General features: G+C 48.6%; 19 protein-coding genes, 1 tRNA gene and 4 pseudogenes. 20 read left to right on the top strand and 4 right to left on the bottom strand.

The window, feature by feature from the left end:
- The first annotated feature begins 94 nt into the window (after positions 1-94).
- The 12 genes and pseudogenes from JCM16159_RS19350 (at position 95) to nadC (ending at position 7190) form a co-directional block, all read left to right on the top strand.
- Entirely contained in the window at positions 95-406 is a 312-nt protein-coding gene (locus JCM16159_RS19350; RefSeq protein WP_054857776.1) for a glycosyltransferase family 2 protein, read from the top strand.
- A gap of 11 nt (positions 407-417) precedes the next feature.
- Positions 418-960, top strand: a pseudogene (locus tag JCM16159_RS19355) (glycosyltransferase family 2 protein); the annotation flags it as partial.
- Positions 918-1415 carry a hypothetical protein gene (locus tag JCM16159_RS10350; RefSeq protein WP_243666613.1) on the top strand — a complete coding sequence of 166 codons (498 nt, stop codon included), beginning with the start codon at positions 918-920 and terminating at the stop codon, positions 1413-1415. The pseudogene JCM16159_RS19355 and the gene JCM16159_RS10350, both read left to right, overlap by 43 nt.
- A gap of 532 nt (positions 1416-1947) precedes the next feature.
- A complete protein-coding gene (locus tag JCM16159_RS17005) occupies positions 1948-2085 on the top strand; it encodes a hypothetical protein (protein WP_243666614.1) in 138 nt (45 codons plus the stop codon).
- 91 nt (positions 2086-2176) lie between these two features.
- Complete coding sequence (locus JCM16159_RS17010) at positions 2177-2614, top strand: MFS transporter (protein WP_243666615.1); 438 nt, start codon at positions 2177-2179, stop codon at positions 2612-2614.
- Entirely contained in the window at positions 2611-2751 is a 141-nt protein-coding gene (locus tag JCM16159_RS17015; RefSeq protein ID WP_243666616.1) for a hypothetical protein, read from the top strand. Before JCM16159_RS17010 ends, JCM16159_RS17015 begins: the two co-directional genes overlap by 4 nt.
- Positions 2752-2771: 20 nt before the next feature.
- Positions 2772-3302, top strand: a complete 531-nt coding sequence (locus JCM16159_RS17020; protein WP_243666617.1) for a hypothetical protein — start codon at positions 2772-2774, stop codon at positions 3300-3302.
- A gap of 78 nt (positions 3303-3380) precedes the next feature.
- Positions 3381-3725: a hypothetical protein gene (locus tag JCM16159_RS17025; protein WP_243666618.1), complete on the top strand. Its 345-nt coding sequence runs from the start codon at positions 3381-3383 to the stop codon at positions 3723-3725.
- Positions 3722-3850, top strand: a complete 129-nt coding sequence (locus tag JCM16159_RS19360; protein ID WP_367834455.1) for a hypothetical protein — start codon at positions 3722-3724, stop codon at positions 3848-3850. Before JCM16159_RS17025 ends, JCM16159_RS19360 begins: the two co-directional genes overlap by 4 nt.
- Positions 3851-3995: 145 nt before the next feature.
- The gene (gene nadA / locus JCM16159_RS10360; RefSeq protein WP_054857779.1) at positions 3996-4922 is read left to right on the top strand and encodes a quinolinate synthase NadA; all 927 of its coding nucleotides are present in this window, start codon (positions 3996-3998) and stop codon (positions 4920-4922) included.
- A gap of 5 nt (positions 4923-4927) precedes the next feature.
- Positions 4928-6363: pseudogene (locus JCM16159_RS10365) on the top strand (L-aspartate oxidase).
- Complete coding sequence (gene nadC / locus JCM16159_RS10370) at positions 6360-7190, top strand: carboxylating nicotinate-nucleotide diphosphorylase (RefSeq protein ID WP_054857780.1); 831 nt, start codon at positions 6360-6362, stop codon at positions 7188-7190. The pseudogene JCM16159_RS10365 and the gene nadC overlap by 4 nt, the downstream one beginning before the upstream one ends.
- Before the next feature lie 69 nt (positions 7191-7259).
- Here nadC and JCM16159_RS10375 read toward each other — a convergent pair whose 3' ends face one another.
- Positions 7260-7472, bottom strand: coding sequence for an AMP-binding protein (locus JCM16159_RS10375; protein WP_054857781.1), 213 nt, complete (start codon positions 7470-7472; stop codon positions 7260-7262).
- A 192-nt stretch (positions 7473-7664) separates the two neighbouring features.
- On the opposite strand from JCM16159_RS10375, the gene JCM16159_RS17035 reads away from it, so the two are divergent.
- The 4 genes and pseudogenes from JCM16159_RS17035 (at position 7665) to JCM16159_RS10390 (ending at position 11793) form a co-directional block, all read left to right on the top strand.
- A complete protein-coding gene (locus JCM16159_RS17035) occupies positions 7665-7829 on the top strand; it encodes a hypothetical protein (protein ID WP_243666620.1) in 165 nt (54 codons plus the stop codon).
- A gap of 26 nt (positions 7830-7855) precedes the next feature.
- Positions 7856-8746 (top strand): MFS transporter, encoded by an 891-nt coding sequence (locus tag JCM16159_RS10380; protein ID WP_243666626.1) that lies wholly within the window; start codon positions 7856-7858, stop codon positions 8744-8746.
- Positions 8747-8979: 233 nt separating this feature from the next.
- Positions 8980-10868, top strand: a pseudogene (locus JCM16159_RS10385) (aldehyde ferredoxin oxidoreductase family protein).
- Positions 10869-10926: 58 nt separating this feature from the next.
- Positions 10927-11793: a hypothetical protein gene (locus JCM16159_RS10390; protein WP_054857782.1), complete on the top strand. Its 867-nt coding sequence runs from the start codon at positions 10927-10929 to the stop codon at positions 11791-11793.
- Here the strand turns inward: JCM16159_RS10390 and JCM16159_RS10395 are convergent.
- Both JCM16159_RS10395 and JCM16159_RS10400 read right to left on the bottom strand, forming a co-directional pair.
- Positions 11783-13400: pseudogene (locus JCM16159_RS10395) on the bottom strand (acyl CoA:acetate/3-ketoacid CoA transferase). The gene JCM16159_RS10390 and the pseudogene JCM16159_RS10395 overlap by 11 nt on opposite strands.
- A 161-nt stretch (positions 13401-13561) precedes the next feature.
- Positions 13562-14008, bottom strand: a complete 447-nt coding sequence (locus tag JCM16159_RS10400; RefSeq protein ID WP_054857786.1) for an archease — start codon at positions 14006-14008, stop codon at positions 13562-13564.
- 88 nt (positions 14009-14096) lie between these two features.
- Between JCM16159_RS10400 and JCM16159_RS19365 the strand changes: the two genes are divergently transcribed.
- From JCM16159_RS19365 to JCM16159_RS10415, 4 genes are read left to right on the top strand one after another with little or no spacing between them, the layout of a single operon-like run.
- Positions 14097-14228 (top strand): hypothetical protein, encoded by a 132-nt coding sequence (locus JCM16159_RS19365; RefSeq protein WP_367834456.1) that lies wholly within the window; start codon positions 14097-14099, stop codon positions 14226-14228.
- A 59-nt stretch (positions 14229-14287) separates the two neighbouring features.
- Positions 14288-14494 carry a hypothetical protein gene (locus JCM16159_RS10405; RefSeq protein WP_054857783.1) on the top strand — a complete coding sequence of 69 codons (207 nt, stop codon included), beginning with the start codon at positions 14288-14290 and terminating at the stop codon, positions 14492-14494.
- Positions 14487-14720: a hypothetical protein gene (locus JCM16159_RS10410; protein WP_054857784.1), complete on the top strand. Its 234-nt coding sequence runs from the start codon at positions 14487-14489 to the stop codon at positions 14718-14720. The genes JCM16159_RS10405 and JCM16159_RS10410 overlap by 8 nt, the downstream gene beginning before the upstream one ends.
- Before the next feature lie 8 nt (positions 14721-14728).
- On the top strand, positions 14729-15097 hold the full coding sequence (locus tag JCM16159_RS10415; protein WP_054857785.1) for a hypothetical protein: 369 nt from the start codon (positions 14729-14731) through the stop codon (positions 15095-15097).
- 43 nt (positions 15098-15140) lie between these two features.
- Here JCM16159_RS10415 and JCM16159_RS17040 read toward each other — a convergent pair.
- Positions 15141-15236 (bottom strand) — tRNA-Ile (locus JCM16159_RS17040).
- Positions 15237-15712 lie beyond the last annotated feature (476 nt).

A 15712-nucleotide genomic window follows, 5' to 3' on the forward strand; every position in this document is an offset into this window, starting at 1 on the left:
TCATATATACCTAGTCTTAAAATAGTTTACGTTATCTACAGCATATTTTTGATCTTTATATTAATTCAATTAATATCAATTATACATTCGGCTTATGGCTTCACGAAAGGCAAGACCCATAGGTCCGGCCGCTGTTGATCCGTTACCCAGGATATCGGTTATAATACCCATTAAGAACGAACCGATTGACGCAGTTGTTGAGGTTATTAAGGGGCTTCTAAATGTGGATTATCCCTTAAACCTGCTTGAGGTTATCATAGTGTCTGATGATGAAGAGGCTTATGTTAAGGAACTTAACAACGCCTTAGGGCTAACGCTAAAGGGAATTAATCTAGATTACAGGGTTATTAGAAGGGATAGCCCGTTGGTTATAAGGGTGGTGCCGTTAACTACGCCGCGTCCCTAGCCACGGGAGATGTCATAACCATCCTGGACGTTGATACTAAGCTTCCTAGGGAGTACTTTAGGAGGGCCTTGGATTACTTAGCGGCTGGTTATGACGTGGTGGGAGCCCCATTCCTTGGGCTTCCTAAGGTCTCGACCAAGTTCAGTAGGGCCTTGACCATATTATTTAATGTATTGGCCATGGTTCAGGTAGTGGGCAGGGCAATGATTAGGACGAGAAGAGGCTTCTACATGCTCATAGGTAATAATTTAACTATGCTTAAGTCGACCTTCATGAAATACGGCGGTTTATGCCACTGCAAGGCTGATGATATTGACTTAGCCATTAGGGTCTTGCTAAGTAGAGGTAGGATTGGGTTAATGGATGTATACGCGGTGACCGAGGTGCCCAGTACATACTATGCATTTAGATCACAGACCATTAGATGGGCCACTAACGACATATGGGCCCTCAGGAAATACGCCAGAAGGGCATTATCAATGGGTTTCCTGAACTACATTGATTTAATGCTATGGTTAATCAAGTACCCAACTGCCTACATAGCCTGGCCTTAATGGTACTATCCCTATTCATGCAGTTAATAGGTGTATTAATACCACCGCTTCCAGTATTAATATTAATGATTGTCTCAGACGTTCTGGGCCTGGTCATGATAATTCAATTACTAGATATAGGCCGCAGGCTTGGTTACAATATTCTAGATACCTTCAAGGCGTTAATAGTAGGTGGCTTAACAATTTATGCACTTACATACCCACTGGTGGTTTACTTAACGAAATCAGCCATATCCGACATACCCTGGATGAGGACACCTAAGGCTTCCCGAGCCCTTGAGACCGGGAGAATCATCATTGAACAGTCAGTTATGTTAATAATGCTGGTGTTGGGCATAATCTTCCTATTAATGCGTCGTCCATTAATATCGATCTATATGATAACCAACGCCGTATTAATACTCACAGGATATAGAATAGGCATTGTAAAGATACCCATGGACAAGTCCAATTGATAACGCACGTACGTCAATGCATTTTTATGACATCCTCACGGATTCCTAGCGGTATCTCCCTACTTATTGGTTGATCTGAAAGTGCCTACCTCCAAGCATGAAGTACGCCAGGATTAACGATGCAAACTTTTCGAGACCTTCCTCATCCCTTATATTAGCTGGGTTAACGTTTAGTGTGAGTGATGTGCCGCTACTTACCGTGGGTATACCTATGCGGCAGCCGACCTTAAAACAGCCGTGAGCCCATTCATTTGCGTGCCTTCCACAGGCACTATTAACAGGTTATGTTCAGAGTGAACTAATGAGAGGTATAATCACGTAGGAGTTGGCGTAATACTATCCCTCATCGGCGCACTACTGGCCTACTTATTCCCCGCAAACATGTTAATGCTTACTGTAGGCCTATCCCTAATAATAATAGGCGCGATGATGGGTATAAGCATTCTGGGCACTAATAACGCAACTCTTCACTGGGGCGGCCTCGGCAACTGTTATAGCGCTCATAGATTGGGCTGGTAATATTGGATCCTTTGTGGGGCCAACAATATTCGGCTACTTCAATTACATAACGAGGAGTTTCATATCAGATTATTTAATTGCATTAATTTTATACGTAATTGCCCTGACGTTTCTATACAGCGTGAAGTACATAGCCGAGAAAGGAAAGTAGGTATTTATAACCGACATACATTAATTGAATTGTTTTTCTATTGGCATTAGTTTTAAATATGATTTGTTTCTGATAATGGTTTTGATTATTGATGGAGTATAAGTGGGTTGTGCTGACTAATACGACTCTTGGAGTAATCATGTCTTCAATTAACATGTACATTGTCTTAATATCGCTGCCCACGATTTTTAGGGGATTGAATGTTAACCCATTCCTACCCGGGGAGTTTGATTACCTGCTTTGGGTTCTCATGGGCTACAACATAGTCCTCGCCAGCATCCTAGTTACGTTCGGCAGGATCTCGGACTTATTTGGCAGGACTAGGCTCTATACACTCGGCTTTATAACATTCGCGGTAGCCTCGGTACTGCTCTCATTAATACCGAGTGATTCAGGCAATTTCGGTGCATTGCTACTGATAGTGTTTAGGGTTGTCCAGGCAATTGGTGGTGGTTTCATTATGGTTAATAGCACGGCATTACTGACCGACGCCTTCCCACCAGGCGAGAGAGGTAGGCCCTTGGCTTGAACCAGGCCTCCTTCATAATTGGTTCCTTCCTTGGAATAATACTGGGCGGCCTACTCTCAAACTATGACTGGCACCTCCTATTCCTCGTTAACGTGCCCTTCGCAATAGCCGGCGCCTGTGGTCCATATTTAAGCTAAGGAGGGTTGATAGGGGAAGTGTGAGGGTGAGGATTGATTACTGGGGTAACTTGACGCTCGCCCTCGGCCTCGTGTTAGTAACCCTGGGCTTCACATACGCACTGATGCCCTATGGAAACTCGGAGATGGGTTGGACGAACCCGCTGGTCATAGCCTCCTTCATAGCCGGTGCAGCGTTAATAATCGCATTTATACCCATAGAGCTTAGGCAGGAAGAACCACTCTTCAAACTATCACTGTTTAGGGTTAGGCCCTTCACCTACGGTGTGATGGCTCTCTTCCTATCATCACTGGCCAGGGGCGCCATAATGTTCCTAATAACAATATGGCTACAGGGCATATACCTACCGCTCCACGGCTTTAGTTATACGGAGACCCCGTTCTGGGCCGGCATATACATGTTGCCCATGCTCGTGGGCACCGTGGTAATGGCACCAATCGGTGGTTCGCTCACGGATAAGTACGGCGCGAGGATCATAGCTACCGTGGGCATGGTAATAATAGCCATATCGCTCTACCTACTCACGCTACTCCCTACAACTTCGACCTAGTCGAGTTCGAGTCAATACTATTCCTTAACGGCGTTGGCAATGGCCTATTTGCCTCACCAAACACCGCATCGATCATGAATGCTACCACCAAGGGATAGAGGTGCGGGTAATGGTATGAGGCAAACCTTGAGTAATGTTGGTTCTACGATAAGCATGGCCATGTTCTTCACAATAGCCATGAGCGTTTTCTCCCAGTACGTGCCGATTAGGATCCACAATATTGCCCTAAGTTATGGGCTACCCACAGGCATAGCCGATGCACTGGCCAGCATACCAGCATCTAGCCTACTTTTTGCGACATTCCTCGGTATGGACCCTGCATCGGTATTGCCCAACTCAACAGTCAATAACCTACCAGCAGGTGTGGTGAGACTCCTGGACAGCAATACATTCCTACCAGCGTCCTTGGACCACCATTCATGATGGGCCTCAGGTTCTCGCTGTACATATCCATAGTCTTCGTTGCCATAGGCGCCGTGTTGTCATACATGAGGGGTGGTAGGTACGTTTATGAGGAGAGCATAAGGGAGGGTGCATATGCATCGTAGTAATGCATCACCACTAACTTATCAAGCTCAATCCATGTCATAGACCTGACAGTTTTTGCCCTGAGCCTTAGTGCTCTACCTTATCTGTGCCGTTATTTATTTGCCAGATAGAGAATATTTTACGATATAGATAAACCCGCCAGCAATGGGAAGTAAGGACTTAATCAATAAGGTGCTGGCCCTAAAGCGTGAGAGAAATGCCGTAATACTCGCCCACAACTACATGGACTACGACGTACAAGTCGTTGCTGACTTCATCGGTGACTCATATGACTTGGCACTAAAGGCCATGGAAACGAAGGCCGAGGTAATAGTCTTCGCAGGCGTCAGGTTCATGGCCGAGCAAGCCAAGGCACTTAATTACGATAGGATTGTCCTCGCACCAGACCCCGGCGCTGGTTGTACAATAGCCGATGCCCTTGACGTAGGCACATTAAGGCGGGTTAAGGAGGAGTATCCCAACGTCCCCGTGGTTCTCTACGTTAATAGTAACGTGGATGTTAAGGCGTTGGCCGATTACATCGTTACATCATCGACGGCCATTAAGGTCATTAGGAGATTGAGTAGCGATGTGGTTATCTTCGGCCCCGACTCTAACCTGGCAGACTACGTTGCTTACATGACTGGTAAGCGTATAATTAAGGTGCCTCCCAACGGTAAGTGCGTAGTTCATGCAAATTACACGGTTGATATGTTGAGGGAGGTTAGGACTAAGTATCCAGGGGCTAGGGTGATGATACACCCAGAGGCACCCCTTAATGTGTTGAGGCTGGCCGATTTCGTGGGATCCACGAACCAGATGATTGAGTATGCCAGGAATAGTGGTTATGATGAATTCGTGGTTGGTACGGAAATAGGCATGCTAAATGCCCTGAGGATTAAGGTGTCTAATAAGACGTTTTATCCATTAACGACAGGCCCAAGTGCTAGGTGCCCATTCATGGCGATGATAACCCTCGATAAGGTCTATAGGTCGCTCCGGGACATGGTTCATGAGGTTGAGATACCGAAATCAACCGCCGACGCCATAAGGGAGGCCTTCGAAAGGACTCGAAAACTCCTTGAGGGGTGAGGCCGTTGATATACATAATCGGTAGCGGCATTGCTGGGTTGTCGGCCGCAATTGCCCTTAGGAGGGCTGGCTATGATGTTACCGTAATAACTAAGGAATTGCATGGAGGTTCAAGTTATGTATCTAAGGGCGGCATAGCGGCCGCCACGGCAATTGATGACTCACCGCAAATGCATGCGGAGGATACGCTTAGGGTTGGTGATGGGCTTTGCGATGTGGAAGCCGTTAGATACTTTACAAGTGAGGCGCCCGTCATTATTGAGGAATTGATAAGGATGGGCTTTGAATTTGATAAGGACTTAAGGCTTGAGGGTGGGCATTTCAGGAGGAGGGTTCATCATAAGACTGACGAGACTGGGAGGGTATTGACCGAGTTCCTGCTTAAGGAGGCCGTTGGACTTGGCGTGAATATTGTTGAGGATGAGTTGATGGCGCTGCAGATAGGGGATGGGGTGATTAGGGGTTTCGTGACTAGGGAGCGGGGTCTCATTAGTAACGTGGATTACCTAGTATTAGCAATGGGTGGTTATGCGTACTTATGGCAATACACATCAAACCCATCAACAAATACCGGTGATGGAGTAGCCATAGCCTTAGGCTGGGGCCGTGGTTTCGGATATGGAGTTCGTTCAATTTCACCCAACCATAACAACCCTGGGCGGTGAGACTATGCTCTTAACCGAGACCTTGAGGGGTGAGGGCGCCAGGATTGTTAATGAGCTTGGCGAGAGGTTTGCGTTTAATTACCATGAACGTGGCGAGTTGGCCCCGAGGGACGTACTATCCAGGGCAATATACATGGAATTGATGAATGGTCATAGGGTGTACATGGATTTAAGTGATATTGAGGATTTTGATAGAAAATTCCCTGGTGTCAGTGATTTCCTGGGGAGGCATGGATTAAGTAATAAGGATAGGGTGCCCATCTACAGGTGCGCATTTCACAATTGGTGGGTTGAGGGTTAATGTTAGGGGTGAGACGAACATCAAGCCTTTACGCCATTGGTGAGGTAGCTGATACCGGCCTGCATGGAGCCAATAGACTAGCCAGCAATTCACTGCTTGAAGCATTGGTAATGGGCTTTAACCTACCCAGGTACCTGAGCGAGCCTTGGGATGGACCGAGGCTTGACGATGGCTTGCTAGTGACTATAAAGCTTAGGGATAATGGGCCTTTAATGAGTATTGATGAGGTTAGGAGGGTTAATTGGGAGTACGTGGGCATACTTAGGAGTGGTGAGGGTTTGAGGAAGGCCGTGGACCTTTACGAACGAGTAAACATGGCCGTCAGTACTAAGGAGTCCAACGCCGCCTTGGTCTCTTACCTAACGGCATACGCCGCCCTACTCAGGACAGAGTCCAGGGGAACTCACTATAGGTTGATTACCCAGGCAAGGATATTAATTGGCAGAAGAGAATTTACTTCAGGGTGTCCCCATGATTGAGGAACTTTACATAAACAAGCTTCTTAACTACCTGGAGGAGGACGCGTATCCAGAGGACATAACCAGTAGGTTCCTTGAGGGCATTAGGGCCAGGGGCATTGTTAAGTCTAAGGATGAGGGAATAATCGCCGGGCTTAGGTTCATAACTCCATTCCTCAAATACCTCGGCTTCGAGGTAATTACGCACAAGCACGATGGTGAGGCGCTACGTAAGGGCGACATTATAATGGAGATCATTGGTGACGCGGGTAGGTTATTAACGGTTGAGCGATTAACTCTGAATTTCCTCTCGAGACTTTCGGGTATTGCCACTGCCACAAGCACCATGGTTAGGTTGGCTAGGTCCGTTAACCCAACGGTTAGGGTTGCCGGTACGAGAAAGACAACGCCCGGGTTCAGGGCGTTTGAGAAGTATGCGATAGAGGTTGGTGGTGGTGACCCGCATAGGTTTAACCTGGCTGATGCGGTGTTGATTAAGGATAATCACGTATTAATTTACGGAGACCTTGAGAAGCTCATCAGGCTGATTAAGGAGGGGACGAGCTTCACGAAGAAGGTTGAGGTGGAGGTGTCTACGTATGAGGACGCAATCAAGGCCTATAGAGCTGGTGCCGATGCCGTATTGCTCGATAATATGAGACCCAGCGATATAACGCCAATAGTCAATGAGTTGAAGGGTAAGGTGATACTCGAGGCAAGCGGCGGTATAACGCCTGACAACGTGATTGAGTATGCAAGGACGGGCGTTGACGTGATATCCAGCGGTTACATAACGCATAGTGCCCGATCTCTTGATCTAACAATGGATGCCGAGAGGGTTTAAACTAGACGACCATGCCTACCTCAGATTGAACATAGTGGCACTTAACCGGGACGCCAACCTCTCCTGGAATCACCTAATCACCTCAGGATTGAGTGGTTCACCTGCTGAGCTAAGCTTCCTAACCCTCAGGTTATACCTACCTATGTTCTTTACGGTACCCATGATTAGTCTGTAAGCCGTTGGTACAAAGGTGAAGTTCGTAATCTTCAACTCCTCCAGCAACCTAAGCGTGTCCTCAGGGGAGAATGGCCTGTTTAGGAATACGACGGGTTTACCAAACATCAATGGGCCTATGATACCGTAATAAGGCCATCCAGGGTTTGCACTGTTTCAAATCACGTCACCCTCCTCAAGACCAATGCCGCGCTTCATATAATGGTATTTAGAAGCCATGTTAGTCTAACTTTCTGTTTCTTTTTGGTTATTCTCGTGTAGTATGTTTTAAATGTGCCTTAAAATAATGCCTGCCATGATATGGACATTACCAATAAGCGGAGCACTGGGTGGGTATTGACCCTACTGCCATATAGTGTAGCCATCGGTCCGCTGAGCACCTTGATAACCCTCGAAATCGCCTCATTAATGGGTGGCCCGGTGGATGTTGGTTACGCCATGGCCGCGGCTCTGCCACCGGAATAATCGCCCCACTGCTGTGGGGCTTCCTACTGGATAGGTACGGCAGTAAGGAGGTGCTTGCCCTGGGCTTCCTCGGTACGGCCATATTCATCCTGGCATTGTCATACGCGCCCAACGTTCCGCAGATAGCCCTTTACTACGCCGCTTCATCACTGTTCTCCTCCGCTGTTGGTGTCTCCACAAGCTTCATACTTGTCAAGTCCTCGAGCAAGCTTAGACTTAATGAGTCGTACTCCATGCTCAACTTCATTAATTCACTGGGTTACTTAGTGGGTGATGTCTCGGCGGCCGTATTATCGGGCTTTATGGATGTTAAGTCCATACTCCTCATCATGGGTTTACTGCCCATGGTCTCCTCAGTTTGGTCCTTGGTCTCAGTACCGAGGATCACCAACGGCAATAGAAAGGCTATGGAGAGGCTGTTACCCGGTGGGCGGGGGCTTAAGGTCAGTCCCGGCGAGTTGGTGACGCTATACCTTGCGCTCATTATTTTCTACGTCTCATCGGGCATTTTCAACACGCTTTATCCCTACGGTCTCAGGGTCGGCGGCTTATCGAGGACTTGGGTAATGACCATAATCTCCGTAGGCATGGGGATCCAGATCGTGGGTTTCATGATTACGCCGCGCATGATTAAAGTACTTGGTGGTAATTCCAGAGCTTCATCACGTGCATTACTGTTGAGGGGCCTGTCGTACTTTCTAATTGGTTTAACATCATCAACCCCCGAGACCATGATCATTACGGGATTAACGCTATACCCACTGGCCGCGGGCATCGCCTTCTCGACGTTCTACACGGCATCGAGTGTGATAGTCTTTGAGAGACTCAGCAGCGGTGAGGAGGGTAGGGGCCTTGGAGCTATAACTTCATCACTGGCTCGGCATACCTGGCGGGTTCCTTGGCATCCGGCTACTTAGCTGATTCCATCGGCATTGGTAGGAGTTACATGGTCGCCGGTGCAATGCTTTGAGCATCATCATACCTCTTCGAGCAGATACGTAGGTATGAGGCGGCGAGAAATAGCGTGATCAATGCGAATTAAGCCACGTAAACTCATACCAATGCCTGCATATCATAACTTAATTAGTCTTCAGGCATAACTTTAATAGAGAGAGCAATTATTAACAGGCCGTGACGATTAAGGGCATTAATGGGTTATAGCTTCGTCAACCTCTCGACGGGCGAGGTCAGGAAGGTACAAGTGCCTGATGAGGTTTATAGGAACTTCCTGGGTGGTTATGGACTAGGCGCCTGGTTCCTATATACCCACATGAGGCCTAGGGTTGACCCGCTTGGCCCCGACAACATACTGGGCATAATATCGGGCCTACTAAACGCCAGTGGCATACCAATGACTGGCAGGTCCATGGCCGTTGGTAAGTCACCACTGACTGGCGGTTGGGGCGACTCAAACGCCGGCGGTAGGTTTGGGCCCAAGCTTCTAGAGGCTGGCTTAGACGCCATATTTGTCACGGGCGTTTCCGAGAAGCCAGTCTACATATTAATTGATAATGGCAACATACACATAGAGAGCGCGACCGACCTTTGGGGTAAAACCACCAGGGAGACTGAGGATGAATTAAGGAGTAGATATAAGGGAGCCCAAGTGGTCAGTATTGGCCCCCCTGGCGAGAGGCTTCAGTTGATTGCCGCCATTATTAATGAGTATGGTAGGGCCTACGGCAGGTCCGGACTCGCCGCCGTGATGGGTAGTAAGAAGCTGAAGGCCATAGTCGCAGTCGGTGATAAGAAGCCGGAGATCCATGATAGGGACCTACTGAGGCAAAGGATTAAGGAGATGCTAGATGCCCTAAGGACGACTAGGGCGAGGGCATACGAGATTTGGCATAAGTACGGGACAATATCCACATTAGACACGAGCGTCCTCTCTGGCGATACGCCAATTAAGAATTGGGCTGGCATTGGTGTTAGGGATTACGGGACCAAGAACCTCGAGAAGTTCGGCACAAACACGGTCATTAAGGATAATGTCAAGCCCTACGGATGCGCCAGCTGTCCTGTGTCCTGCGGTGCGTGGATTAGGAGGAACACTAGGTACGGCCTCGTCGAGGGCCATAGGCTTGAGTATGAGACGGCTCCCTATTCGGGCCGGCATTATTAAATGCTGACCAGGACTCGGTGGTTTACGTGGGCGAGCTCTGCAACATGTATGGGCTTGACACGATTTCAACTGCAAATGTCGTAGGCTTTGCCTTTGAGTTATACGAGAAGGGAATACTCACTGAGAAGGATGTTGGCTTTCCACTGAGGTGGGGTGACCCTGAGAGTGTGGTTAAGCTCGTTGAGTTAATAGCCAAGGCGGAGGGTATCGGTAAGATACTTGGGCAGGGTGTTAAGAGGGCTGCCGAGATAATTGGCAAGGGCGCCGAGCAGTACGCAATGCACGTTGGTGGCCAGGAACTACCATCACACCACCCGCAGTTCCTGCCTGGACTGGCCATTACATACACGGCAGATCCAACACCGGCCAGGCACACGGCTGGTGGGGTCCATTGGTGGGGTGAGGGTGGTAAGAGACTTTGGGCGCCATTTGATATCGGCATGGACCTGGGCGCATCGCCAAAGTATGATTATAGTGATAAGGGTCGTAAGGCCGCCGTAATAGCCATGTCCACGCAAGTCGAGAATTCCCTGGGCTTCTGCCAATTTGCTTCGCAAGTCATTTATAGGACGCTGCCATACATAGACCTGATATATGCCGTGACTGGCATGAAGTATACACCGCAGGAACTGCTTAAGGTTGGCCATAGGATACACACGCTTAGGCAATTATTCAATGTTAGGGAGGGCGTCAACCCGAAGAAGGACTTCAAGCTACCCAAGAGGGTTCTCGAGCCATTCCCAGAGGGCCCACTTGCCGGCGTTAAGTTGACTGAGGAGGATGTGGAGAGAATGAGGGAGCAGTACTGGGAGACACTTGGTTGGGACCCGAGCACTGGCTACCCAAGGAGGAGGACCGTCGAGGAGCTTGGGCTCGCCGAGATAGCCAGCGACATCATTAATGTCCTGCCTCCATGATCATTTTACCTAATTAATACGATAGGTTTAAAAACGGTAATTCCCTAACCATAACCTCGTGCTTCGAGGAAGCATCATAACCGTTTTATCAACGAATGAGCAGGAGGCCTTCAGGGTAGCGTCAATGCTTGGAAAGAGGGATAGGGGTGAGGAGAGGGTTTATTACAGGAAGATTGGTGAGCTTGTTCGTAGTGTCTTAATACCAAGCCCAAGCAGTATCCTTGATGAGGCCATGGCCCTGTCAATATCGAGCTCCTTCTACTTCAGGGTTAATAACGAGGTCGCCTGGCTCGACGGCGAGAAAGCACTACTGCTTGAGGCCTCCGGGATACCTGGCGTGGTCCTTGCGGATGATACTAACCTATTCATGAAGTACTTCGGCGAGTTAGGCATCTCCAAATTCGTCTCCGAGTTTAGGGAGCTTGACCTTGAGGTACCTGACAGGGGTATTGTTTACGTTGATAGGGCATTTAATGTCAGGGGTGTTGGTGTCGTGGTGCTCGGCTATGCATTGACCCAGGTGTCCGTTCATGACAGGTTCATTGCCTACCCAATGAATTTAGAAGTTGAGGTTAGGAGCATACAGGTTCTTGATGAGGATCAGGACTCCGTGCTGCCGGGAACCCGCGTTGGTTTAGCGCTTAGGAATGTTAGGCTTGAGGATATTGAGGGGGTGCAGGCGTTGGTTAGGCCTGGTACGAAATTCATAAACTCCATCGATGGTTTCAGCAGGTTTAAGTGGAGTGATGATGCTAGGGAGGTTCACGTGGTGTTTAACGGCATTAAGGTCATGGGTAAGGTCGAGGGCAACAACATCACCCTAGCCAGGGAGTTACCCATGACCAGTGGTAGAGCATTGGTAATAAATGTTAATGCCAGGCCCAGGAGACCAAGGATAATAGGTTACGCCATAATCAACGCCTAACAGCCTTCTCAACAACCTCTAATAGGCCCATGGGCCATCCCTAAACACTAATTCATCCATTGGCTGTAGATGCCTTGAAATCATGGGCTTAAACTCCATCTTAGCCAATATATCCCTCTCAATGTCAACACCCGGTGCGTACTCCTCAAGGACCAAGCCCTCACCCGTTAACCTGAATACGGCCCTCTCGGTTATGTAAAGGACCTCCTTACCCATCTTAAGGCCGAGCCCAGCATTGAAGCCCACCTTGTATGGCTTCTTCACAAACTTTATTATTGGCCCATCCCTAACTATGGCAAGCCTACCATTCATGACCGCTATGTCCCTCTTACCCGCCGTGAATGCCCCCGCGAAGTAGAGCCTCGGCGAGCCATGGGCAATGACCGGGAACCCACCAGGTCCCGTAACCCTCTCAGGTAGGAAGCTTGGGTTTACATCCCCATTGGGTCCTACCTGCATGAACCCCAGTGACGAGGCGTCTATTATGCCGCCCTCATACATTATGAATTGATCGGGCATCGACAGTACTGCCTTGGGGGACAACGCAACGCCGAAGTCATCACCACCAAGCGCTATCCCACCCCAGGGGCCGGACTCTACCGTGGTGACCACGTAATCCTCAATACCCTCGCTCCTTATTATCCTCGCGGCCAGGCAGGTATCCCAATGCCTAGGTTAACGGCTATTGGCCTACCCAATTTCTCCACGAGCCTGGCAAACTCGAGCACCACCCTCCTCGCAATCACGTACTCGAAGCCAGGCTTATCATCACTGGGTAGACAGACATTACTCAGGACAACACGACCGCACATGCTTGGGTCATACCTAACACTGGCCGATTGCGTGTGGTACTCAGGCGGTGAAGTAACGATGTAGTCAATTAATGGGCCTGGTACATGAACATCCCTGGGATTGACAAACTTACTTACATACAGTACCTGGGCAATTACAGTACCTGGATTGGGGTGGGCCTTAACGGCCTGTGCTATTGCTAAAACGGTTCCGTATATCGCCTCTTCGCTCATTGTTAGGTTGCCAAACTCATCGGCTGTACTACCTCTGATTAGGCCAACCCTTGGCTTTGGGCAGTCATAGAGCAGGTACTCATCGCCATCAATGCTAATTAACTCAACCCTACAGGTCCTCCTCTCCCTCGCCAGGTCATTTAAGTATATACCGTCCTGCCTAGGGTCGAGGAATGTCCCAAGGCCAACCTTAGTAATGGCAGGCACACCAGAGGCCACACTCCTAAACCACCTAGTCGCAACACCAATGGGGAATGAGTAAGCCTCAACCCTATCCTCAATAACTAGCCTCTGCAGTGATGGTGCAACGCCAAGGAACGGCATCATGAATCCCCTAATGAAGCCGAAGTCATTATCCTTAATCATGCACTCAGCAATTAAATCAAAAGCGCGCCCCCTAGCTGCAGGCAATGAGTCAGCAAGTATGAATAAATCACGTGGATGCCCCGTCTCCCTATACCTATCATAAAGCTTAATGAGCAGGTACTCAGGGGTTGTCGCCATATTAAACCCCGAAACAGCAATGACATCACCATCCCTAATGATGCCCAATGCTTCATCAACATCAACAACCTTACCCATAGCCAAGTAGTTATGAAACCTCGAAATTTATACCTTTATAAAAATGCATTTTTTGCCTAATCCCTTGTCGAACTACCCTTGATCAAGAATATATGAAAATAAACAAATGAATAGAAACATGAAACGAAGTTAGGACACAGTTGTGGGAACGCATCAACAACTTAGATGTCAACCACGAACGTGAGCCTCCAGTAATCATCGACCTTCCTAATATCCATCATGTTGTAAGTCATGGCCTTAACAATTAGGCCCCTATAACCATGCTTATTAATGTCGAAGCGCTCACCACCAACAGTAGCCCTAATCCTATACGGCCCATTACCCTCAATACTAACTTCCCTAAAGTAATCGCCATAGGCGAACTTCCTACCATCGAATAGGTAAATAAACTCATCAATCCAGTTAAACAATAGCTGCTCAAGGTCATCACCCTCCACGTTAACCTCCACGAACTCCCTCGGCTCAACCCTATCAACGTAGTAGGTGAGGCCGGCAACCCCAACCGCGGCATTCTTAAAGGCCTCCTCAAGTGTGCAGCCATAGGCTATCACGGCAATGTCCGCCGTGTGCTCCCCATACTCATACCTGGTGGGTAATTGACACTGCATCAGGATACCGCTATTAAACCCCTTTAACAACCTTACGTGTTGTTAACCCGTGAGATTTAACTTTTAAGGGTGTCAGTGATTCATTAATGTGCATCGTTGGGTTTACGCAATTGATGCATCAATTAGGTTCTTCATTAGGGATATCAACTCATTTAGGTTATTAATCATTAATGCGGCGATACCAATAATCATACTTACGACACTGTGCCTAGGTTCATAAACGTGACCCACGCATTACCAGGTGATTGGATCATTGTAAAATAGCCCAATGACTCGCTAGTGAGTGATTACTACCTGTTGATTTACTATGGGAATGGTTCATTGGCGTATTCAACAGCGGGACGTGGGGTTAGGGTTATTCAGCAGGAGGGTGGGGGTAAGGCCATGGCCATCTGGACGGCGCTGAAGTACGTGAATACGCCCTACATGCTCGTCATAGATGGGGGACTACTCATACCCGGCCAGGTACGTTCCGGAGATGGTTAGGGAGATAATGAGGACTGGGGCTGACGAGGTAATAGGCGTTAGAAGGCCACTGCCAGGCAGTCAGGGCTTCATTTATAGGATTGGTAATAAAATACTCACCTGGGCCTTCAACCTACTATTCGGCACGAAGCTTCATGACGTGCTTAGTGGCATGTACATAATTAGGGCCGACTCGCTTAGGGATGCGGTTGCGGAGGTTGGCGGCTTCAGTATCGAGCTCATATAACGGCCCACATGGTTAGTACGGGCAGGGTCGTCAGGGAGATCCCCATTGAGTATAGGCGCAAGATTGGTAGGAAGAAGCTTGGCGTGAGGGGTGGGCTGAGGATATTCGGTGACATGGTTAGGCTAACCATTAGGTACAACCCAATGCTAATACTATTCCTACTGGGCGCACTCCTCCTCATACCTGGCCTAGCCCTTGGCGCCTACGTTGGTTATTGGTACATATTCTACGGCATTAAATACTACCTTAAGGGGTTGATCGCCATAATAATGACCCTGATCGGATTACAATTCCTCGGAATGGCCGCCATGGCAATATACATGAAGAGAATGGAGTATAGGCTCAGGAAGGCCATTGAATCATTACGCAGAGACTAAACAACTCAATCAACCACAACAAAACATGGCAAGGACAGCACGGTGGTGGGCCCGCGGGATTTGAACCCGGGACCTCCCGGTTATGAGCCTTACGCGGGGCTACCGCCCCAGGGCGCTCTACCTGGCTAGCTACGGGCCTGGCTAATGATTTTATGGGGTGGTTTTAAGTTTTTGGTTTCGTGGGTTCGTTGCTGAATTCTATGTGTTGTGTGGGTTTTGTTTTATTTATTGCTTGTTTGCTGGGTGTTTTTCTCGGGGTGGTTGTACTTATTGTTTTGTTGTGTGGTTTGTTTGCCCGTGGGCCCTTGGGTGGGGTTATTGACAGCCTAGGTTTGTCATTGCCTTGGTTATCCCCTAAGCTCTCTTTTTGTTGCCCTTGCTCACTGCCTCCTCGAGCATCCTCCTAAGTACTTCGCAGACTTTGGTGGCGAGCTCTGGGTGCTTCCTTATCACGTCCATGCCCATGTAAACCACGTACCTCTTACCCCGTTAACCAGCTCAACCTCCCCGTAGCCCGCACCCCTTAACCTCTCCAGGATGGCCCTTGCCTCCTCACAATCCTTACGACTGATGAGTTCAACACGGCCACCATCATTCACATGTACGGTCATCTTG

Origin of the sequence: Vulcanisaeta sp. JCM 16159, assembly GCF_001316265.1 — an archaeon.
Classification (GTDB): domain Archaea; phylum Thermoproteota; class Thermoprotei; order Thermoproteales; family Thermocladiaceae; genus Vulcanisaeta.